This is a genomic window from Flavobacterium sp. HNIBRBA15423 (assembly GCF_052655965.1).
Genome location: NZ_CP199751.1, coordinates 4227099 through 4247419, shown reverse-complemented (window position 1 = coordinate 4247419; position 20321 = coordinate 4227099). Strand labels below are relative to the sequence as shown.

Annotated in this window: 19 protein-coding genes and 1 tRNA gene; 5 read left to right on the top strand and 15 right to left on the bottom strand. The window is 31.1% G+C overall.

Going from position 1 to position 20321, the window contains the following annotated elements; genetic code table 11:
• Positions 1 to 57: 57 nt before the first annotated feature.
• Positions 58 to 1311, bottom strand: coding sequence for an aspartate kinase (locus tag ACULEV_RS18890; RefSeq protein WP_445456608.1), 1254 nt, complete (start codon positions 1309 to 1311; stop codon positions 58 to 60).
• Positions 1312 to 1357: 46 nt separating this feature from the next.
• Complete coding sequence (locus ACULEV_RS18885) at positions 1358 to 1840, bottom strand: GNAT family N-acetyltransferase (protein WP_445456607.1); 483 nt, start codon at positions 1838 to 1840, stop codon at positions 1358 to 1360.
• A gap of 356 nt (positions 1841 to 2196) precedes the next feature.
• Here ACULEV_RS18885 and fbp point away from each other — a divergent pair, with 356 nt between their 5' ends.
• Complete coding sequence (gene fbp / locus ACULEV_RS18880; RefSeq protein ID WP_445456606.1) at positions 2197 to 3201, top strand: class 1 fructose-bisphosphatase; 1005 nt, start codon at positions 2197 to 2199, stop codon at positions 3199 to 3201.
• Positions 3202 to 3274: 73 nt separating this feature from the next.
• Here fbp and mtgA read toward each other — a convergent pair whose 3' ends face one another.
• Genes mtgA through ACULEV_RS18860 form a run of 4 tightly spaced genes read right to left on the bottom strand, consistent with a single transcriptional unit; the run spans position 3275 to position 7081 of the window.
• Positions 3275 to 4009, bottom strand: a complete 735-nt coding sequence (gene mtgA, locus ACULEV_RS18875; RefSeq protein ID WP_445456605.1) for a monofunctional biosynthetic peptidoglycan transglycosylase — start codon at positions 4007 to 4009, stop codon at positions 3275 to 3277.
• A gap of 3 nt (positions 4010 to 4012) precedes the next feature.
• Positions 4013 to 5125 carry an NAD(P)/FAD-dependent oxidoreductase gene (locus tag ACULEV_RS18870; RefSeq protein WP_445456604.1) on the bottom strand — a complete coding sequence of 371 codons (1113 nt, stop codon included), beginning with the start codon at positions 5123 to 5125 and terminating at the stop codon, positions 4013 to 4015.
• Entirely contained in the window at positions 5125 to 5817 is a 693-nt protein-coding gene (locus tag ACULEV_RS18865; RefSeq protein ID WP_445456603.1) for a DedA family protein, read from the bottom strand. Before ACULEV_RS18865 ends, ACULEV_RS18870 begins: the two co-directional genes overlap by 1 nt.
• A 1-nt stretch (position 5818) precedes the next feature.
• On the bottom strand, positions 5819 to 7081 hold the full coding sequence (locus ACULEV_RS18860; protein WP_445456602.1) for a dicarboxylate/amino acid:cation symporter: 1263 nt from the start codon (positions 7079 to 7081) through the stop codon (positions 5819 to 5821).
• Between the two features lie 230 nt (positions 7082 to 7311).
• Here ACULEV_RS18860 and ACULEV_RS18855 point away from each other — a divergent pair, with 230 nt between their 5' ends.
• Complete coding sequence (locus tag ACULEV_RS18855; protein WP_445456601.1) at positions 7312 to 10953, top strand: reprolysin-like metallopeptidase; 3642 nt, start codon at positions 7312 to 7314, stop codon at positions 10951 to 10953.
• A gap of 127 nt (positions 10954 to 11080) precedes the next feature.
• A complete protein-coding gene (locus tag ACULEV_RS18850; protein WP_445456600.1) occupies positions 11081 to 12976 on the top strand; it encodes a S9 family peptidase in 1896 nt (631 codons plus the stop codon).
• A 116-nt stretch (positions 12977 to 13092) separates the two neighbouring features.
• On the opposite strand, the gene accC is transcribed toward ACULEV_RS18850, so the two are convergent.
• From accC to pdxA, 6 genes are all read right to left on the bottom strand, one after another.
• Entirely contained in the window at positions 13093 to 14445 is a 1353-nt protein-coding gene (gene accC / locus ACULEV_RS18845) for an acetyl-CoA carboxylase biotin carboxylase subunit (RefSeq protein ID WP_445456599.1), read from the bottom strand.
• Positions 14446 to 14566: 121 nt separating this feature from the next.
• Complete coding sequence (gene accB, locus ACULEV_RS18840) at positions 14567 to 15052, bottom strand: acetyl-CoA carboxylase biotin carboxyl carrier protein (protein ID WP_445456598.1); 486 nt, start codon at positions 15050 to 15052, stop codon at positions 14567 to 14569.
• Positions 15053 to 15077: 25 nt separating this feature from the next.
• Positions 15078 to 16076 (bottom strand): beta-ketoacyl-ACP synthase III, encoded by a 999-nt coding sequence (locus ACULEV_RS18835; protein WP_445456597.1) that lies wholly within the window; start codon positions 16074 to 16076, stop codon positions 15078 to 15080.
• A gap of 160 nt (positions 16077 to 16236) precedes the next feature.
• Positions 16237 to 16431 carry a 50S ribosomal protein L32 gene (gene rpmF, locus ACULEV_RS18830; RefSeq protein WP_445456596.1) on the bottom strand — a complete coding sequence of 65 codons (195 nt, stop codon included), beginning with the start codon at positions 16429 to 16431 and terminating at the stop codon, positions 16237 to 16239.
• Between the two features lie 9 nt (positions 16432 to 16440).
• Entirely contained in the window at positions 16441 to 16974 is a 534-nt protein-coding gene (locus ACULEV_RS18825; RefSeq protein WP_445456595.1) for a YceD family protein, read from the bottom strand.
• Positions 16975 to 17061: 87 nt separating this feature from the next.
• Positions 17062 to 18105 carry a 4-hydroxythreonine-4-phosphate dehydrogenase PdxA gene (gene pdxA, locus ACULEV_RS18820; protein WP_445456594.1) on the bottom strand — a complete coding sequence of 348 codons (1044 nt, stop codon included), beginning with the start codon at positions 18103 to 18105 and terminating at the stop codon, positions 17062 to 17064.
• Between the two features lie 58 nt (positions 18106 to 18163).
• Here pdxA and ACULEV_RS18815 point away from each other — a divergent pair, with 58 nt between their 5' ends.
• Positions 18164 to 18754, top strand: coding sequence for a riboflavin synthase (locus ACULEV_RS18815; protein WP_445456593.1), 591 nt, complete (start codon positions 18164 to 18166; stop codon positions 18752 to 18754).
• A gap of 11 nt (positions 18755 to 18765) precedes the next feature.
• On the opposite strand, the gene ACULEV_RS18810 is transcribed toward ACULEV_RS18815, so the two are convergent.
• The 3 genes from ACULEV_RS18810 to mce form a co-directional block, all read right to left on the bottom strand.
• A complete protein-coding gene (locus ACULEV_RS18810) occupies positions 18766 to 18963 on the bottom strand; it encodes a PID-CTERM protein-sorting domain-containing protein (RefSeq protein ID WP_445456592.1) in 198 nt (65 codons plus the stop codon).
• Between the two features lie 202 nt (positions 18964 to 19165).
• Positions 19166 to 19239, bottom strand: a tRNA-Ile gene (locus ACULEV_RS18805).
• A 104-nt stretch (positions 19240 to 19343) separates the two neighbouring features.
• On the bottom strand, positions 19344 to 19745 hold the full coding sequence (gene mce, locus ACULEV_RS18800) for a methylmalonyl-CoA epimerase (protein ID WP_445456591.1): 402 nt from the start codon (positions 19743 to 19745) through the stop codon (positions 19344 to 19346).
• A gap of 182 nt (positions 19746 to 19927) precedes the next feature.
• Between mce and rbfA the strand changes: the two genes are divergently transcribed.
• Positions 19928 to 20320, top strand: coding sequence for a 30S ribosome-binding factor RbfA (gene rbfA / locus ACULEV_RS18795; RefSeq protein WP_445456590.1), 393 nt, complete (start codon positions 19928 to 19930; stop codon positions 20318 to 20320).
• Position 20321: the final 1 nt, after the last annotated feature.

The following is a 20321-nucleotide window of genomic DNA, read 5'->3' as shown; positions in this document are numbered from 1 at the left end:
ATGGATTAATAATTACAATAAATTTATTAGGTTATTATTATAGTTTTTATTGAATGATTATTCTTTAGTTATAACTTGTAAAGTTTCCCTTGAAATTTGTTTAAGTAAAACTGTCTTATTTGTTTCTACTATTTGCGTAGCGTTTTCATCGAAATGCCTAATTGTATACAAGGAGACATTTTCATTATAAGCAATTTTAAATTTTTTCTCTAAAATGCTTTTTACTTCTTGAAAATTATGGAATTTATCTTCAATACAAACTGAAAAACTAATGGCTGAGTTTTGGATTAAATTTACTTTTAATTTATGTTCGTGAAATAAAGCAAAAATTTCGCTAATGTGTTCTTCCATTATAAAGGAAAAATCTAATGAGGAAAGTGAAAGTAATAGCTGGTTTTTTTTGATAATATAACAAGGTAAATGAGGTTCTAAATCTGCACCTTTTGATACACTTGTTCCTGGTAAAAGAGGGTTTATAAAAGATTTTACAAATAATGGTATTTCTTTGTTTTGTAATGGTTGTAATGTTTTTGGATGAATAACACTAGCTCCATAAAATGCTAATTCAATAGCTTCTCTGTATGAAATTTGGTTTAAAAGAGCAGGTTTTTCAAAATAGCGTGGATCTGCATTTAAGACACCAGGAACGTCTTTCCAAATAGTTACACTTTCTGCATTTAAGCAATATGCAAAAATAGCAGCTGTATAATCGGAACCTTCACGTCCAAGAGTTGTAGTAAAATTATTTGGATCAGAACCTAAGAATCCTTGTGTAATGTATAATTCGTCTTTTTCTATTTTCTTAGTTATTAATGTTTGAGTTTGCTCCCAATTTATATCTGCATCTCTATAATTTGTATCTGTTTTTATTAAATTTCGAACATCTAACCAAGAATTTTTTAACCCTTTTTCGTTTAAATAATAACTTACAATAGTGGTAGAAATTATTTCTCCATAACTTACAATTTGGTCATATACAAAATTATAATTTGGAGATTTATTACTTCTTAAAAAATATTCTAAATCATCAAAATGAGCATTAACTGTAAAAAATGCTTCATGATCTTCATCATCAAAAAGATCTAATAAAATTTGATTGTGATATTTTCTTACTTCTTGTACAGATGCATTCAATTGGTTAGACTTTTCAAAATAATTTTTAATAATTACCTCCAGAGAATTGGTCGTTTTGCCCATTGCGGAAACAACAATTAATGTGTTTTTATAACCTACTTTTTCTAAAACAGAAGTTACGTTTTTAACACCATCAGCATCTTTTACAGACACACCACCAAATTTGAAAATTTTCATAGTAAAGCTCTTATTTTTTGTCAACTAATTTAGTTCACTTTTAGGATTAATTATTTTTTAATTTTGAGATAAATTTTGATATTCCATTTTCGTTCATTTGAACTACTTTCCAATCATCTAGAATAGTAGCACCACTTTTTTCATAAAATTGGATAGCATTAGTATTCCAATCTAAAACATTCCATTCAATTCTTTTAACACCTTCTTTTTGCCCTTGTTTGATAATTTCAGAGTATAAAGCAAAACCAGCACCTGTTCCTCTTTTGTTTTCTTTTACTACTAAATCTTCTAAGTGAATCGTTTTTCCTTTCCAAGTAGAATAACGATAATAATATAAAGCAACTCCTACGACTTCATTTTCTACTTCTGCAACAAATGTTTGAAACAAAGGATTTTCTGAAAAGCCATCTTTTTCTAAATCTTTAACTGATATTTCTACAGCATTTGGTTCTTTTTCAAATTCTGCTAACTCTTGTATTAAAAGTAATACAGATGGCATATCTTGTATAGTACCTTTTCTAATTATCATTTCTCTTTATTTTTAAGCTAAATTACTATTGTTTTTTTGTATTTCAATGGGAGAAATTAACTTAATTTTCATTTTCCAAAATTAAACAATTTTTTATATTTTTATAATAAACCATATTTTTATAACAATTTTTTATATTTCTGTATTTAATTATTGTTGGTAATTCTTATTAGGTTTTATCATTAAACAATCAAGTTTATTGCAAGTTTAATTATGTGCTTTTTATTTAAAAAAAGTCAATTTTAAAAAGGATTGATTAATTTATTAGTGGAAACTATAATTATAATAAAGTATTAAAATTATTTTATAAAAAAAGCCGATATTTGCTCCCTAAACACAACTACATCGTTTTCGAAATGGAAGAAAAAAACACAACACTTGGTGAATTTATAATTGAACACCAAAATTCTTTTCAATATTCTACAGGAGAGTTATCAAGAATTATCAACTCTATTCGCTTAGCAGCAAAAGTGGTTAATTATAAAGTAAATAAAGCTGGTTTAGTTGACATTGTGGGAGCTGTTGGTGAGCAAAATGTTCAAGGCGAAGATCAACAAAAATTGGATGTTTTTGCAAATGAGACATTTATACAAACTCTAATTAATAGAGAGATTGTTTGTGGAATTGCATCTGAAGAGAATGATGATTTTATTACTGTTGCTGGTTCAGATAAAGGACATAATAATAAATACGTTGTTTTAATGGACCCTCTTGACGGTTCATCAAATATAGATGTAAATGTCTCAGTAGGAACTATTTTTTCTGTATATAGAAGAATAACTCCAATAGGAACTCCTGTACAATTAGAGGATTTTTTACAGTCTGGTATTAACCAAGTTGCCGCTGGATATGTTATTTATGGTACATCAACAATGTTAGTTTATACAACAGGTCATGGAGTTAATGGTTTTACTTTAAATCCTGCAATTGGAACTTTCTATTTGTCACATCCTAATATGCAATTTTCTCCAAATGGCAAGATATATTCTATTAATGAAGGTAATTATATACATTTCCCTCAAGGTGTAAAAAATTATTTAAAATATTGTCAAATGGAAGAAGGTGATAGACCTTATACTTCTCGCTACATAGGTAGTTTGGTCTCAGATTTTCATAGAAATATGATAAAAGGAGGAATTTATATTTATCCTACTAGTTCAAAAGCACCTAACGGAAAGTTAAGATTGTTATATGAGTGTAACCCAATGGCATTTCTAGCCGAACAAGCAGGCGGAAAGGCTTCAGATGGATTTAATAGAATTATGGAACTAGAACCAAAAGAACTACACCAACGTGTTCCATTCTTTTGTGGAAGTAAAAATATGGTAATAAAAGCAGAAGAATTTATGAAAAATGCTTAAAAAAGCAAAAAGCTCTGAAAATAAAAAAGCCGAAAAAAAATTTTTCGGCTTTTAAAATCTATAATTTCTTTAACTAATATTCTAGTTTAGTATATCCAATATATTTTGAAATGGTAGCTTTCCTTCTGTTAATGTAATTGGAAGAATTTGACGCTTTAAATTTTCTTGGATTTGGTAAAATTGCAGCAATTCCAGCGGCTTCATTGCGAGATAAATTTTTAGCTTCTTTATGATACCAATATTTTGAAGCCGCTTGCGCACCATAAATTCCATTTCCCATTTCTATACTATTTAAATATACTTCCATGATGCGTTTTTTACTCCATAAAAGTTCAATTAAAACGGTATAATAGGCTTCAAGTCCTTTTCTTAAATAACTTCTTCCCTGCCACAGAAAAACATTTTTGGCCGTTTGTTGAGAAATAGTACTTCCTCCTTTTATTTTTTTACCCTTTTGATTTCCTTCATAAGCTTTTTGCATCGATTTAAAATCAAAACCATTATGTTCTAAAAATTTACCATCTTCACTGGAAATAACAGCCTTTTGCAAGTTTGGTGAAATTTCTTCAATAGGAACCCAATCGTGAGAGCATGTCATTTCTTTTCCATCAGATTTCTGCTCAATTGCCCTTATTATCATTAAAGGTGTAAATGGAACTGGGACAAATTTATAAAGCAGAACAAAAAAAACACTTATAATATTGAACCACAGTATAGCCTTCCATATAAAACGAAATATTTTTTGACCAACATTTCTTTTTTTGGGCGTTTTAGTATTTTTCTTTTTAGGAGTATTTTTTTTTGCCATACGCTATATTAATTCTGCTAATTCTTTTCCAACTAAACTACCTATTGCAACACCCATACCTCCTAAACGAACACCACAATATACATTGTTAGAGATTTGTTTCACAATTGGTTTTTTTTGATTTCCAACACCCATTATACCGCTCCATCGATAATCAATCTCAAATGGTATATTTGGCAAAATTACAGTTTTTAGCAATTGCTCCAACTTGTCTTGAATAATTTTTGTTTGTGTTAATGTTGTAGTTGTTTCTCCTTCAAAATCGAGGTTCCTTCCTCCTCCAAAAAGAATTCTATTTTCTATATTTCTAAAATAATAATAACCTTCTTCCAAATGAAATGTTCCTTTTATATGTAAATTTTCAATTGGTTTTGTAATTAATACTTGCGCTCTTGCAGGTTTTAATTCGTTTTGAGTTAATTCAGCAGCAAAGCCATTAGTTGCAAATAATAATTTATTGGTTACAAATGAAATATCGTTGGTTACAACCTCAACTTTATCATTTAAATCTTGGAAAATAGTTACATCTTGCTGGTTTAAAATTAAAATATTATTGGCAATAGCTTCTTTTAATAAAGCTTGCATCATATTTCCTGTATCTATTTGACCTTCAAAAGGATTGAAAATCAAATATTCAAAAATTTCTTTAAAATTAAAACGGTCTATTTCTTTTACAAAGACATCAGTTTTAAAAAGAGAACGTAAAACATCATTTATAAAAGGAATTTTTTGAATGCATTCGTTATAAAATTTTTCATCTTTTTTTAAAAACAATTCATAACCACCAAAAGGTTTAAAATCGATTACAATATCACCCAATCTATTGCGTAACAATTTAAGTCCTTCAACTCTTTTTTGAATTAATTGAATTACTTCCTCTTCTGTATGATTTTTTAAATCATTGATAATTTCTGAAATACTTCCAAAACAAGCAAAACCAGCATTTTTTGTACTAGCTCCTTGTGGTAAGGTTCCTTTTTCTAAAACTAAAATTTTTGCTAGTGGGTATTTATCACGTAAAGACAAAGCACAATGTAATCCGACAATTCCACTACCCACAATTGTAAAATCTACATTAGTAAACCAATTTTTTAATTCCCAATAACTTAATTGCATTATTCTGCAGTATTAGTATTTGACTTTCTTGATTTTATTGCTTTCATCACTAAAGGAAAAGTAGTAATAGCAATTAATATAAGAATAATTTTTTCAATATGTTTTTTTAAATCAATGTCAAATTGGTCTAAGAACATACCATACAAGTAATGTCCAGCAAACACAAGAAAAAAGGACCACATAAGAGAACTTAAAACATTATAAAACATGAATTTTGTCTTTTTCATATGAACTATTCCAGCAATAATAGGGACAAAAGTTCTAACAATGGGTAAAAAGCGAGCATAAATAATTGCTTTTCCTCCATGTTTTTGAAAAAAATCTTGAGATTGAAATAAATACTTTTTCTTAAAGAAGAAACTATCCTCTTTATTGTATAAAAATTGACCACTCCTTGAACCAAACCAATAGCCAAACATATTTCCTAAAGTTGCTGCTACAGCTATTAATAAAGATAAAACAGTTACATTTGAAAAATCACTTGGAATATAAAAAAAAGTCTGAACTAACTCTCTTGAATAAATCCCAGAAAGAAACAACAAACTATCTCCTGGAAGAAAAAAACCAGCAAATAAACCAGTTTCTGCAAAAACAATAAACAAAACCATGTAAACTCCTATTGGAATTCCGCCTACTTCCATTGTTATATAAAACTCTGGATTGAAAAGTTTTGTCCAGTGAAATTTTTCCATTTTATGCTAATTTATCCACAGATTTAGCAACAACCATTGATACTGCTGCATCACCTGTTACATTAACTGTTGTTCTACACATATCTAAAGGTCTATCAATTGCAAAAATTAAAGCTAATCCTGCTTCAGGAATTCCAGCTTGAGCAAGTACAATAACTAACATTACCATTCCAGCACCTGGAACTGCTGCACTCCCTATAGATGCTAAAGTAGCTGTTATGATAATTCCTAATTGCACACCAAAACTTAAATCCATACCAAACGCTTGAGCAATAAAGACAGCAGCAACAGCTTGATATAAACTGGTTCCATCCATATTTATAGTAGCTCCAATTGGCAGCACAAAACTAGCAACTTCATCATCTACTCCAAGGTTATCCACTACACGTTCCATAGTAACAGGTAATGTTGCTGCACTTGAACTAGTTGAAAAGGCTAATAATTGAGCTGGAGAAATTCCATTTAAAAAAAAGCTCGGTGTTCTTTTTGTGAAAATATAAACTATAAGAATGTAAACACCTATCATAATAATCAAACCCCCTACTACACATAAACCATAAACCGCTAAAGCTTGAAATAAATCCAAACTTGGTGACTCAGCCACTAAAGCAGCTAATAAAGCAAACACACCAAAAGGTGCAGCAAGCATTATTATGTCTATCATTTTAAGTATTACCTCATTAAAACCATCAAAAAAAGCTTTTACTGGAGCACCTACTTCTTGGGGAATCAAAATTAAAGCAATTCCAAAAAACACAGCAAAAAAGATGACTTGAAGCATATTCCCATTGTCTGCAGAAGCGCCAATTATATTACTTGGAACAATATCTTCTAATGCTTGTAATGGTCCAGCTTCTTTTTGTTTTTCAGCAGAAGCAATTTTAGAATTAGCATCATTTGCATAACCATCTACTAACTCTTGCCTTGTTTGTTCAGAAATATAATTTCCTGGCTTTACAATATTCACAATTACTAATCCTATTGAAACGGCAAATACAGTTGTTAAAATATACAATCCTATTGTTCTTCCTCCCATTTTTGAAAGTTTAGAAATATCTTTCAAATCTGAAACCCCTTTTATAAGTGAAGCTAATATCAATGGAACAGCTATTAATTTTAGAAGATTGATAAAGATATTACCAAACGGTTTTATCCAGTCTAAAATAATTTGTTTACCCCATTCAAATTGTATTAAAACAACAGCAAACAATACTCCAAAAACCATTCCTAATAAAATTTGCCAATGTAATGCTAATTTCTTCATTATTGTATTTCTTTAAAGATTGTGAAAATACATATATTTTTTCAAAAAAATGGAATTGAACAAATTTTTACAAAAAGACTTGACGCTAACAAACATAAGTATTTCATTAATAAAAATCAGTTATTAGTAAATTTTATATAAATATTTAACCGTTTTTATAGGTAAAATGTAATTTTATTCCATATATATTATATATATTTGGCGTGCAAAAAACAAAACAAAAACAAATTATGAAACAAAAATTCTTTCTAATTGTCTTAATGGCAATTACAAGTTTCTCTTTTGGGCAAAAAGGAGATTCTTTCTGGAGAACTACTCAAAAAAAAGCTAATGCTGAGGTAGTTCGAAATAAATCAATGATTCAAAATCCAAAACTTTTTGAATTAGATTTTCAAAAATTAAAACAAAAACTTGTTACTGTTCCTAAAAATGGATCTAGAGCAATTGAATCTTCCATTATCTTATCTTTTCCAAATTCTCAAGGTGTATTAGATAATTTCAGAATAGTAGAATATTCAAACATGGATGAAGCATTGGCTGCTAGATATCCACAAATTAAATCTTACGTAGGACAAGGAATTGAAGACCCAACTTCAACAATTTACTTTAGCATTTCTCCGCTAGGATTACAAGCTATGACACTATATGCAGATAAAGTAGCAGAATTTATTGAACCATACACAAGCGATTTAAGTGCTTATACTGTTTACAGAAAAACAGATAAAAAAGCTGCTTTTTCAAAATTTGAATGTAGCGTTATCGATGAAGTAAGTCACAAGATGTCACCAGGAAATAGTGATTTATTACGTCCAAACGCGGATGATTCTAAATTAAGAACTTTCCGTTTGGCAGTTTCAACAACAGGAGAATATACTGCATATCATGGAGGCACAAAAGCATCCGCTTTAGCCGCAATAAACAATACTTTAACAAGAGTAAATGGTGTTTTCGAAAAAGATTTCAGTGCAAGACTTGTATTAATAGCTAATAATGACGATGTTATCTACACAAATGCATCTACCGATCCTTACACCACTAGTTATAATAGTCAATTACAAAGCACATTGACTTCTGTTATTGGAAACGCAAACTATGACGTTGGTCATTTATTTGTAAGAGCTAGCAATAATGGAAATGCAGGATGTATTGGTTGTGTGTGTGAGTCTGGTAAAGGTAGCGGATTTACTTCCTCTACTATTCCTGAAGGAGACACATTTGATATAGATTATGTGGCACATGAAATTGGACATCAATTTGGAGCAAACCATACCTTTTCAATGAGTAATGAAGGAACTGGCGTGAATATGGAACCTGGTTCTGGATCAACAATCATGGGATATGCAGGAATTACAAGCCAAGATGTTCAACCAAATTCTGACGCATATTTCCACGCAGCAAGTATTCAACAAGTTACTAATAATATTAAAAGCAAAACTTGTCCGACCGTAACAAACACTGGCAATGCTGTACCAACAGCAAGCGCTGGCTCAGATTACACTATCCCAAAAAGCACTCCTTTCGTATTAACAGGTACTGGTACAGATGCTGATGGCGATGCCTTAACTTTTTGTTGGGAGCAATTTGACAACGCATCCTCTTCACAAACTGGAGCAAGTTCAGCTGCAAGTGCTACAAAAACTTCAGGTCCAACATTTAGATCTTACAGTCCAACCACAAGTACGCAAAGATATTTTCCACAATTATCGAGAACTTTAGCAGGCGCAACTACAACATCTGGTTCTGAAATCACAGTAGAAGCTTTACCATCAGTTGCAAGAACAATGAACTTCCGATTTACAGTTCGTGACAATAGAGCTGGAGGAAGTGCAAACAATAGTGATGACATGGTAGTTACTGTTAACGGTACTGCAGGACCTTTTACTGTATCATCACCAAATAGTGCTGTTTCTTATGTTGGAAATTCCTCTCAAACCATTACTTGGAACGTGGCAGGAACAACTGCAAACGGTGTAAACTGTGCTAATGTAGATATTTTGATTTCTACAAATGGAGGAAATTCATGGTCAACATTATTAGCTTCAACTCCTAATGATGGATCTCAAGCTGTTACTATTCCAAACACACCATCTTCTCAATGTAGAATAATGGTTAAAGGAACTAATCATATTTTCTTTGACGTTTCAAATACTAACTTTACTATTACAGCAGGTTCAGGAAATGACACAACAGCTCCATCAACTCCAACCAACTTAACAGCTTCTGGAACAACGCAAACAACTACTAATTTATCTTGGACAGCTTCTACAGATAATATAGGTGTAACAGGATATAATGTATATCAAGGAGCGACACAAATTGGAACAGCAACAAGTACTACTTATGCAGTAACAGGTTTGAGCCCTGCAACAGCTTATGGTTTTACAGTTAGAGCTAAAGATGCAGCTGGCAATTTATCTGCTTTAAGTAACACGGCAAATATTACAACATTACCAGGAACAACAGATCCTACGTACTGTACAAGTAAAGGAAATAGTGTATCTGATGAATACATCGGTAGAGTTCAATTAAACACTATCAATAATACTTCTACAGGAAACAATGGGTATACTGATTTCACTAGTATATCAACTAACTTAACTAAAGGAACAACTTATACAATTACAGTTACTCCAACATGGACAGGATCAGTTTATAGTGAAGGATATGCTGCTTGGATTGATTATAATCAAGATGGTGATTTTGAAGACGCTGGTGAATTAGTATGGAGTAACCCTTCAAGTACAACTACACCAGTTAGCGGAAGCTTTACAGTATCAACTTCAGCTACAAATGGAGCTACAAGAATGAGAGTTTCAATGAAATATAACGGAATTCCAACATCTTGTGAAACATTCTCTTATGGAGAAGTAGAAGATTACACAGTAAATCTTGCTACTGGTTCTGCTGATACTTCTGCTCCTACTGCTCCTACTTTATCAGCTTCAGGAACAACTCAAACTACCACTGATTTATCTTGGACTGCATCTACTGATAATGTTGGAGTAACTGGATACGATGTATACAGAGGAACAACTTTAATAGGTAGCACAACAACAGTAAGAACTTTTGCAGTAACAGGTTTAACTGCTTCAACTGCTTACACATTCTCAGTAAGAGCTAAAGACGCTGCTGGAAATATTTCAGCTTCTAGTAATGTTGTAAATATAACCACATTATCAAATACAGTTACATATTGCAGTTCACAAGGAAACAATACAAATGATGAAAGAATTGCAAGAGTAGTATATGGAACTATTAACAATCCGTCAACAGGAACTGCTGGTTATGAAAATTTCACCTCATTATCAACTAATGTAGGAAGAGGAACATCACAAACTATAACAATTACTCCTTTATGGACAGGCACAATTTACAATGAAGGATATGCTGTGTGGATTGATTTCAACCAAGATGGAGATTTCTCAGATTCTGGAGAATTAGTTTATTCAAGAGCTGCGACTCAAGCAACACCTATTAGTGGAACAATTTCAATTCCTAGTAACGCAACTCTAGGGGCAACAAGAATGAGAGTGTCTATGAAATATAATGGCATTCCTTCAACTTGTGAAGCTTTCTCTTATGGTCAGGTAGAAGATTACACAGTAAACATCACATCATCTGGAAAAGAAGTTAACAATGAAGTTTCTTTACAAGAGATAAGCTTATATCCTAATCCAACTTCTTCAATATTGAACTTAACATCAATAACTGAAAAAGCAACATTTAGAATATATAGCTTAATAGGTCAAACTGTTTTAAACGGTAAAATTTCTAATAATTCTATTGATGTATCAACATTACCTGCTGGAAATTATATCATTGAAATTTCTGACAATGATATTGTTACTAGTAAACAATTCATCAAGCAATAAATAAGAAACTTTATATTTTTTAGAAAAGACCTTCATTTTAGAAGGTCTTTTTTTATTTTATGAATTTCTAAACTACTATTCCCTTAAAAATAATTATTTTTAAACTTTATTTAAAAGCAAAAAAACAATGAAAAAATTAGCTTTAATACTTATTAGCATGACAGGTTTAGCAGCAACAGCTCAGGAAATAATGACACCTGAATTATTATGGAAATTGGGTCGTATTTCTCCATTAGGCATTTCAAAAGATGGAAAAAATATTATTTACAAAGTCAGCACTCCTTCAATGGACGAAAATAAATCCAATTCCGAGTTTTACAGTATTCCTATAACTGGTGGTAAAGCAAAAGTTATTAAAGAACATGAAAGCTTAATAATTGACAAAAACACCTCTAAAGACGGTAAATGGATTCTTTCTAATAAAGAAGTAAAAATCAACAACGTTCATGGAAAAGATTTTTATCCAGAATTAGAGAAAAGTGATGTGCAAATTTACAACGCATTAGACTATCGTCATTGGGATACCTATAACGATGGCAATCACAACCATGTAATAATTACAAATGACAAAAAAGAGGAAATCGATATTATGAAAGAAGAGCCTTTCGATTGCCCTCAAAAACCCTTTGGCGGAGATGAAGATTACATCTGGTCTTCAGATGGTTCTAAAGTAATTTATGTTTCAAAAAAGAAACAAGGAACAGCCTATGCCACAAGTACTAATACAGATTTATATGAATATGATTTAACATCCAAAACGACTAAAAATCTAACTGAAAACAATTTAGGTTATGATGTAGCACCACAATTTTCTCCAAATGGAGACTTATCTTGGTTGCAAATGAAACGCGATGGTTATGAAGCAGATAAAAATAATATTATTGTTCGTCATAAAGGACTAGATATCAATCTTACATCAAATTGGGATGGAACAGTAGACAGCTTTACATGGAGTAAAGATGGCAAAAAGATCTATTTTCTTGCTCCTGTAGATGGAACCAAACAACTTTTTGAAGTAAATTTTCCTGGTTTAACCAAAATCGCTGTTCATGTCCAACAAATTACTGAAGGACAGTTTGATGTGAATCAAATTATCGGTTTTCATGAAAATACTGTTTTGGTTACCCAAAGTGACATGAATCACGCTAATGAAATTTTTAGTTATGATTTAAAAAAGAAAACTTGGAAACAACTAACCAATATTAATACAGAAACCTATTCCAAACTATCTTTACCAAAAGTTGAAAAAAGAATAGTAAAAACTACAGATGGGAAAGACATGTTAGTTTGGGTAATTTTACCTCCTAATTTTGATGCTAAAAAGAAATATCCAACACTTTTATATTGTCAAGGTGGTCCACAAGGAGCATTATCTCAATTTTATTCCTTTAGATGGAATTTTCAAGTAATGGCTTCACAAGGTTATATCGTTGTAGCACCAAATAGAAGAGGAATGCCTGGCCATGGAGTAGCTTGGAACGAACAAATTAGTAAAGATTGGGGTGGACAAGTGATGGATGATTATTTAAGTGCAATTGACGATGTTGCAAAAGAAGACTATGTAGATAAAACACGATTAGGAGCTGTAGGTGCTAGTTATGGTGGTTATTCCGTATTTTATTTAGCAGGAATTCATAAAAAAAGATTTAAAACCTTCATTTCACATGCAGGAATTTTCAATACACAAAGCATGTTCGGAACAACGGAAGAAGTTTTCTTTACTAACTGGGACATGGGTGGAGCTTATTGGGAAACCGAAAACAAATTAGCCCAGAAATCGTATAAAGAATTTAACCCAATAACACTCGTAAATAATTGGGATACTCCTATATTTATTATTCAAGGAGCCAAAGATTATCGTGTACCAATGGGACAAAGTCAAGAAGCTTTTCAAGCCGCTCAATTAAAAGGAATTAAAAGTAGATTTATGTTATTTCCAGAGGAAAACCATTGGATTTTAAAACCTCAAAATGGTTTAGTATGGCAAAAAGAATTTTTTAAATGGTTAAAAGAAACGTTGTAAAAGTACGAAGTCTAAATTTTAAATTTTATACAGTCATTTTAAAAAAAGCGAAGAATTAAAAATTAAATTTGGCACATAAAAAAACTCCCAACAATTGTTGGGAGTTTCTATATATATTATTCTTCTATTTTATCTTTCATTACAAAAGATTCCATAAATTTTGTAGTGTAATTACCAGCAACATAATCTGGCTCATCCATTAATTGTCTGTGAAAAGGAATTGTTGTTTTAATTCCTTCGATTACAAATTCATCAAGGGCACGTTTCATTTTATTAATAGCCTCTTCTCTTGATTGAGCTGTTGTTATCAGCTTAGCAATCATAGAATCATAATTAGGTGGAATTGTATACCCAGCATAAACATGAGTATCTAAACGCACTCCATGACCTCCTGGAGAATGCAAAACTGTAATTTTACCTGGTGATGGTCGAAAATCGTTATAAGGATCTTCTGCATTAATACGACATTCAATAGAATGTAATTGAGGAAAATAATTTTTACCAGAAATTGGCACTCCAGCTGCAACTAAAATTTGCTCACGTATTAAATCGTAATCAATTACTTGTTCTGTTATAGGATGCTCTACTTGGATACGCGTATTCATTTCCATAAAATAGAAATTTCTATGCTTATCTACCAAAAATTCAACAGTCCCAGCTCCTTCATATTTAATAAATTCAGCTGCTTTAACTGCCGCATCACCCATTTTTTGACGTAATTCATCAGTCATAAATGGAGATGGAGTTTCCTCAGTTAATTTTTGATGTCTTCTTTGAACCGAACAATCTCTTTCTGAAAGATGACACGCTTTACCAAATGAATCACCAATAACCTGAATTTCAATATGTCTTGGTTCTTCAATTAATTTTTCCATATACATTCCATCATTACCAAAAGCAGCTGCGGACTCTTGACGAGCTCCTTCCCAAGCTTTTAATAAATCTTCTGCTTTCCAAACTGCTCTCATTCCTTTTCCACCACCACCAGCTGTTGCTTTAAGCATGACAGGGTAACCCATATCTTTAGCAATTTTTTGAGCTTGTTCAAAAGACTCTAAAAGACCTTCAGAACCCGGAACACAAGGTACACCAGCAGCTTTCATAGTTGCTTTTGCAGTTGATTTATCTCCCATTTTATCAATCATTTCAGCCGAAGCCCCAATAAATTTGATACCATGTTCTTCACAAATTTTTGAAAATTTAGCATTTTCAGATAAAAATCCATATCCAGGATGTATTGCGTCTGCGTTAGTAATTTCTGCAGCTGCAATAATATTAGACATCTTTAAATAGGAAAGATTACTAGGTGGTGGACCAATACAAACAGCTTCATCCGCAAAGCGTACATGTAAGCTATCTGCATCAGCGGTAGAATATACTGCTACCGTTTTAATTCCCATTTCCTTACAGGTTCTAATTACACGTAGTGCAATTTCACCTCTATTTGCTATTAATATTTTTTTAAACATAATAATTTAATTAGATAATTAGACTTTTCAACTTAGAATTTAGAATTTAGAATTTAGAAAAGAAAACTTTAATTTTTCAATCCAAACACTTCTAACTTCTGATTTCTAATTTCTAACTTCATTAAGATGGGTCAACTAAGAATAAAGGCTGATCGAATTCAACTGGTGATGAATCATCTACTAATATCTTAACAATTTTACCAGAAATTTCCGATTCGATTTCGTTAAACAATTTCATTGCTTCAATGACACACACTACATCTCCCTTAGAAATAATACTACCTACTTCTACAAAAACAGATTTATCTGGTGCTGGTTTTCTATAAAAAGTACCAATAATAGGAGATTTTATAGTAATATATTTTGAATTATCATCTCCGTCATTAGATACTACAGGAGCAACTGGTACTGTTGGAGCAACCGGTTGATTAGCTGGAGCATGTGGTAATGCATTAGAAACAGGTACTTGTTGTACATAAGTTGTACTTTCTGCACCTTCATTTGTTGTTTTTATGGTGATTTTAAAATCGTCCATTTCTAACTTTACTTCGGTAGCTCCTGATTTTGCTACAAATTTAATTAGGTTTTGAATTTCTCTAATATCCATACTATTTGACATTTGGTTTGGTTTGTTATTGTTTATTATAAGCCCATTTTAAATAGATAGCTCCCCATGTGAAGCCTCCACCAAAGGCTGCAAAAATGATATTATCTCCTTTTTTTAATTGATTCTCAAAATCACATAATAATAATGGTAAAGTAGCTGAAGTAGTATTTCCATAACGATGAATGTTAATTAACACTTTAGATTCTTCAACTCCCATTCTATTTGCGGTAGCATCAATAATTCTTTTATTTGCTTGATGTGCTACTAACCAATTTACATCATCATGAAGAAGGTTGTTTCGCTCCATAATTTTCTCACTTACATCTGCCATACCAGAAACGGCATATTTGAAAACTGTCTTACCATCTTGAAAGACAAAATGCTGCTTATTTTTGACTGTTTCATCAGATGCTGGTAAAATAGAACCTCCAGCTTCAATTTTTAAAAACTCTCTTCCTACTCCATCACTCCTTAAAATTTCATCTTGTAGACCTAAACCATCTTCATTAGGTTCAAATAATACAGCTCCTCCTCCATCACCAAAAATGATACATGTTGCTCTATCTGTGTAATCTATAATTGATGACATTTTATCGGCACCAATTAATAGCACCTTCTTATATTTTCCTGATTGAATGTAAGCAGAGGCTGTAGACATTCCATATAGGAAACTGGAACAAGCAGCTTGCAAGTCGAAAGCGAAAGCATTAGTAGCTCCTATTTGAGTAGCTACATAAACTCCTGTTGAAGCAACTGGCATGTCTGGAGTTGCCGTTGCCATAATAACTAAATCTATATCTTTTGGATCAATCTTTGCTTTTTCAATCAAATTTTGAGCAGCTTTTATTGCCAAAAAGGAAGTTCCTTGTCCTTCTTCCTTTAAAATTCTTCTTTCTTTAATTCCTGTTCGGGTTGTTATCCACTCATCGTTAGTATCAACCATTTTTTCTAACACTTGATTAGACAAAACATAATCAGGAACATATGAGCCAATTGCTGTTATTGCGGCTGTAATTTTATTCATAAAAATATTTTTTCTTTTTTAAAAATCGCTTAATAAAAAAGTGTTTGAAATTACAAAAAAAAAATCAAACCCAAGTAAAATAAAGACTTTAATATAAAAAAAGCATATTAACAAAAAAACTCTCACTTCGTGAGAGTTTTTCTCTATTTTATGAAAGCAATTAAGCTACTGCTTCTGCTTTATCAATTACTACCTGACCTCTGTAGTACATTTTACCTTCATGCCAATAAGCTCTGTGGTACAAATGCGCTTCTCCTGTAATAGGACATGTTGCAATTTGAGGAACAGACGCTTTATAGTGCGTTCTTCTTTTGTCTCTTCTCGTTTTTGAGGTTTTTCTCTTAGGATGTGCCATTTTACTATATTATTTATCCGTTAATAGTTTTTTTAAATTTTCCCACCTTGGGTCTATATTTTCTTCTTCTTTATTCTCTTCTTTTGGAGATAGCTTATCCAATTTATCTAAAACATCTGTCTTTAAAGTTCCATCTTTAACTCCAGGATGAATCCTTTTAAAAGGAACAGAAAGAACAACCATCTCATATATATATTGAGAAACATCTACTTGAAACTCACCATGAGGCAAAATGAGCAACTCTTCATTTTCATCGTTAAATGAATCTCCAAAATTAACAATCAATTTCAATTTACTTTTTACAGGTAAATCAAATGGTTCATTTGTCAAATCACAAGGAACATTTACTACTCCTTTATGCTTAAAATTCAATTCAAGCATTGTGTTTTTCTTTTCCAAAATCAAATCCACTTTAATATCAACATTATTAAAATCGTCATAATTAAAGTGCTCAAAGAACGAATTATCTAACTGATAATCAAACTGATGCTTCCCAATTTTTAATCCAGAAAACTGAATCAAATATGCTTTTAAATTTTTCATAACAACAGTCAACCTTTCTTTAAGGGGTTGCAAAGATATAAAATTATTATAAATTCAAACGTGTTATAAACATTTTTTTGTTTACAACTAATTTTGCTTCACTTTTAAAGGCTTTTTTGTAAGTTCTTGATATTCATTTCTCTTATTATAAATATCCAAAGCTAAATAAACAGCTTCTTTAAAAGAATCATGTTTCGCAATTCCTTTTCCAGCAATTTCAAAAGCTGTTCCATGATCTGGTGAAGTACGAACTCTATTTAAACCAGCTGTATAATTAACACCATTACCAAACGACAAAGTTTTAAATGGTATAAGACCTTGATCATGATACATAGCTAAAATTGCATCGTATTTTTCATACTGTAAAGAACCAAAAAAACTATCAGAAGCGTATGGTCCGAAAACCATTTTCCCTGAATCAAACATTTTTTTAATTGCTGGCTTAATTATTTTTTCTTCTTCATCACCTATTACTCCATTGTCACCACTATGTGGATTTAAACCCAATAAAGCAATTTTAGGTTTAGAAATTCCAAAATCCTGTTGCAAAGTCTTAATAATTGTCTCCACTTTTTTCATCAACAATTCCTCTGTCAGATGCTTAGAAACCTCATTAACAGGAATATGATCTGTAAGGAGACCTACTCTCAACTGATCATTCACCATCAACATCAGGGCATTACCAGATAATTCTTTATCTAAATAATCGGTATGTCCAGGAAATTTAAAATCATCTGACTGTATGTTGTACTTATTAATAGGAGCCGTAACCAAAACATCAATAAAACTATCTTTTAAAGCTTTCGTAGCAGCCTGAAAAGATTTAATTGCATATTTACCAACTACATCATCGCTTTTTCCAAATTCTAGATTGACCCCTTCTTTCCACACATTTAAAACATTAATTTTCCCCAAAACAATTTGTTCTAAATTATCAATTCCATGCAAGCTAGAATCTAAATTTAGATTCTTTTTAAGAAAAGATATAATTTTTACATTTGCAAAAATAACCGGAGTGCAAAGTTCTAACATTCTATTATCTTCAAATGTTTTCAAGACAACTTCAGGTCCAACTCCATTTAAATCCCCTATAGATATTCCTACAATTATATTTTCTGCCTTTTTAACCATAACTAGTTAGTATTTATTGCTTACTTTTGAGCTACAAATTTAGTAAAATAAATCAGTTATGTTTACAGGTATTATTGAAACATTAGGAACCATAAAAGAAATCCGAAAAGAAAAAGAAAACTTACACTTAAAAGTAGTCTCAACAATAACAAATGAACTTAAAATAGACCAAAGCGTTTCTCACAATGGCATTTGCTTAACAGTTGTCGCAATCGAAAATGACATTTATACAGTTACTGCCATAAAAGAAACTATTAAAAAAACAAATATCTCTAATTGGAAAGTAAATGATATTGTAAATCTTGAACGAGCAATGAAATTAGGAGATAGGCTCGATGGACATATTGTTCAAGGTCATGTAGATCAAATAGGAATATGTAAAAACATAAGTGAAGCCGAAGGAAGTTGGTACTTTACTTTTGAATACAACAAAGAACAACAAAATATAACTATTGAGAAAGGTTCTATTACTGTTAATGGGACAAGTTTAACTGTTGTAAATTCTAAGGAGAACGAATTTACAGTAGCAATTATTCCATACACTTATGAGAACACAAACTTTAAAAATTTTAAAGTAGGTACAATTGTAAACTTAGAATTTGATGTTATTGGAAAATATGTAAAAAGAATACAAGATTTAAGAATTTAAAAAAAGAAAGGTTATTGAAAACCTTTTTTTAACTTTATATTTCTCACAACATAACACCCAAAAAGTACACCGATAAGAATCATAGCGACAATTCCATTATCAATAGGCACTCCTGGTGGTGGCGTTGGTGGTGGTGGTGGTGTCGAGTCAGAAAAAGCACTCTGAAAAGACAGCAAAACCAATAAAAGAATAAGTCTTTTGTTCATCATAATTTCCATTAGGTTACAAAAATATAAACTTTTTCTTATTTTAAAAGAAATTGTTCTTTAATATTTTATGAATAAATTGAGGCCAATCATTTTATTAGTTACGAAAATATAAATATTTCTGTATTAAACAATTTTTTTTACACAAAAACTTTAAAAATATTTTTAATAAAAAAATAGCCTTTTTAAAAGGCTATTTTTTTCGTGGTCCCACCTGGGCTCGAACCAGGGACCACCTGATTATGAGTCAGGTGCTCTAACCAACTGAGCTATAGGACCAGTTGTTTGCAACTTAAAATGCTTCAACAAATAAAACCACTGGCTTTATTTTGAGGTTGCAATATTACTACTATTTTTTTTTCGTTGCAACATTTTTTTACTTTTTATTTTACCTCTTGACAAAGTTCTATTAAAACTCCATTAGTTCCCTTGGGATGTACAAAAGCAACCCACTTATTATCAGCTCCTTTTTTTGGCTTATCATTAAGTAAAATAAAACCTTCCTTTCTTAATCTCTCCATTTCAATTACAATATCTTCAACATCAAAAGCTATATGATGTATTCCTTCTCCTCTTTTCTCAATAAATTTTGCAATTGGGCTATCCTCTTTTGTTGCTTCCAACAATTCAATTTTATTTGGACCAGATTGAAAGAAAGAAGTTTTCACGCCTTCACTTTCAACTTCTTCTTGTTTATAAGACGGAGCACCTAAAAGCTTCTCATAAATATCATTTGAAACTTCTAAATTTTTAACTGCTATACCAATATGTTCAATTTTCCTCATTCTGTTCTTTTTTCCAAATACTTTTATCTAACTCCAAGCAAGGTCAATAACCTCCTACATCCTCCTACATACAGAAACTAAATATAAAAGCTAATACATAAGATTACACAAAATAACAAAAAGATTAGCTTCAAAAAAAACAAATGAATCAAAGTTTATAACTTTATGCTTATTTTTGCATCATGGAGACGAATAGACAAAAAAAAATAGGAGCATTACTACAGAATGATTTAGTAGACATATTGCAAGGTGAAATAAGAAAAAATGGAATTAGCAATTTAATAATTTCAGTATCTAAGGTAAACGTAACATCTGATTTATCCATAGCCAAAGTGTATTTAAGTGTTTTCCCAACTGACAAAGCAGGAGAAATTTTAAATGCCATTAAAACCAACACTCCTTTAATTAAACATGACTTATCTCAACGTGTAAAAAATCAATTGAGAAAAGTACCTAATCTTATTTTCTATATTGATGATAGTTTAGATTATATTGAAAAAATTGACAATGCGTTAACTGGTAATGAAAATCCAGTTTTAAACCCTGAATTGCTTGATAAAAGAAAGAAGTCTTAAA

Excerpts from the sequence above, each read along its gene's own strand:
- ACULEV_RS18890 (WP_445456608.1), bottom strand. The coding sequence starts at position 1,311 with ATGAAAATTTTCAAATTTGGTGGTGTGTCTGTAAAAGATGCTGATGGT.
- ACULEV_RS18885 (WP_445456607.1), bottom strand. The coding sequence starts at position 1,840 with ATGATAATTAGAAAAGGTACTATACAAGATATGCCATCTGTATTACTT.
- fbp (WP_445456606.1), top strand. The coding sequence starts at position 2,197 with ATGGAAGAAAAAAACACAACACTTGGTGAATTTATAATTGAACACCAA.
- mtgA (WP_445456605.1), bottom strand. The coding sequence starts at position 4,009 with ATGGCAAAAAAAAATACTCCTAAAAAGAAAAATACTAAAACGCCCAAA.
- ACULEV_RS18870 (WP_445456604.1), bottom strand. The coding sequence starts at position 5,125 with ATGCAATTAAGTTATTGGGAATTAAAAAATTGGTTTACTAATGTAGAT.
- ACULEV_RS18865 (WP_445456603.1), bottom strand. The coding sequence starts at position 5,817 with ATGGAAAAATTTCACTGGACAAAACTTTTCAATCCAGAGTTTTATATA.
- ACULEV_RS18860 (WP_445456602.1), bottom strand. The coding sequence starts at position 7,081 with ATGAAGAAATTAGCATTACATTGGCAAATTTTATTAGGAATGGTTTTT.
- ACULEV_RS18855 (WP_445456601.1), top strand. The coding sequence starts at position 7,312 with ATGAAACAAAAATTCTTTCTAATTGTCTTAATGGCAATTACAAGTTTC.
- ACULEV_RS18850 (WP_445456600.1), top strand. The coding sequence starts at position 11,081 with ATGAAAAAATTAGCTTTAATACTTATTAGCATGACAGGTTTAGCAGCA.
- accC (WP_445456599.1), bottom strand. The coding sequence starts at position 14,445 with ATGTTTAAAAAAATATTAATAGCAAATAGAGGTGAAATTGCACTACGT.
- accB (WP_445456598.1), bottom strand. The coding sequence starts at position 15,052 with ATGGATATTAGAGAAATTCAAAACCTAATTAAATTTGTAGCAAAATCA.
- ACULEV_RS18835 (WP_445456597.1), bottom strand. The coding sequence starts at position 16,076 with ATGAATAAAATTACAGCCGCAATAACAGCAATTGGCTCATATGTTCCT.
- rpmF (WP_445456596.1), bottom strand. The coding sequence starts at position 16,431 with ATGGCACATCCTAAGAGAAAAACCTCAAAAACGAGAAGAGACAAAAGA.
- ACULEV_RS18825 (WP_445456595.1), bottom strand. The coding sequence starts at position 16,974 with ATGAAAAATTTAAAAGCATATTTGATTCAGTTTTCTGGATTAAAAATT.
- pdxA (WP_445456594.1), bottom strand. The coding sequence starts at position 18,105 with ATGGTTAAAAAGGCAGAAAATATAATTGTAGGAATATCTATAGGGGAT.
- ACULEV_RS18815 (WP_445456593.1), top strand. The coding sequence starts at position 18,164 with ATGTTTACAGGTATTATTGAAACATTAGGAACCATAAAAGAAATCCGA.
- ACULEV_RS18810 (WP_445456592.1), bottom strand. The coding sequence starts at position 18,963 with ATGATGAACAAAAGACTTATTCTTTTATTGGTTTTGCTGTCTTTTCAG.
- mce (WP_445456591.1), bottom strand. The coding sequence starts at position 19,745 with ATGAGGAAAATTGAACATATTGGTATAGCAGTTAAAAATTTAGAAGTT.
- rbfA (WP_445456590.1), top strand. The coding sequence starts at position 19,928 with ATGGAGACGAATAGACAAAAAAAAATAGGAGCATTACTACAGAATGAT.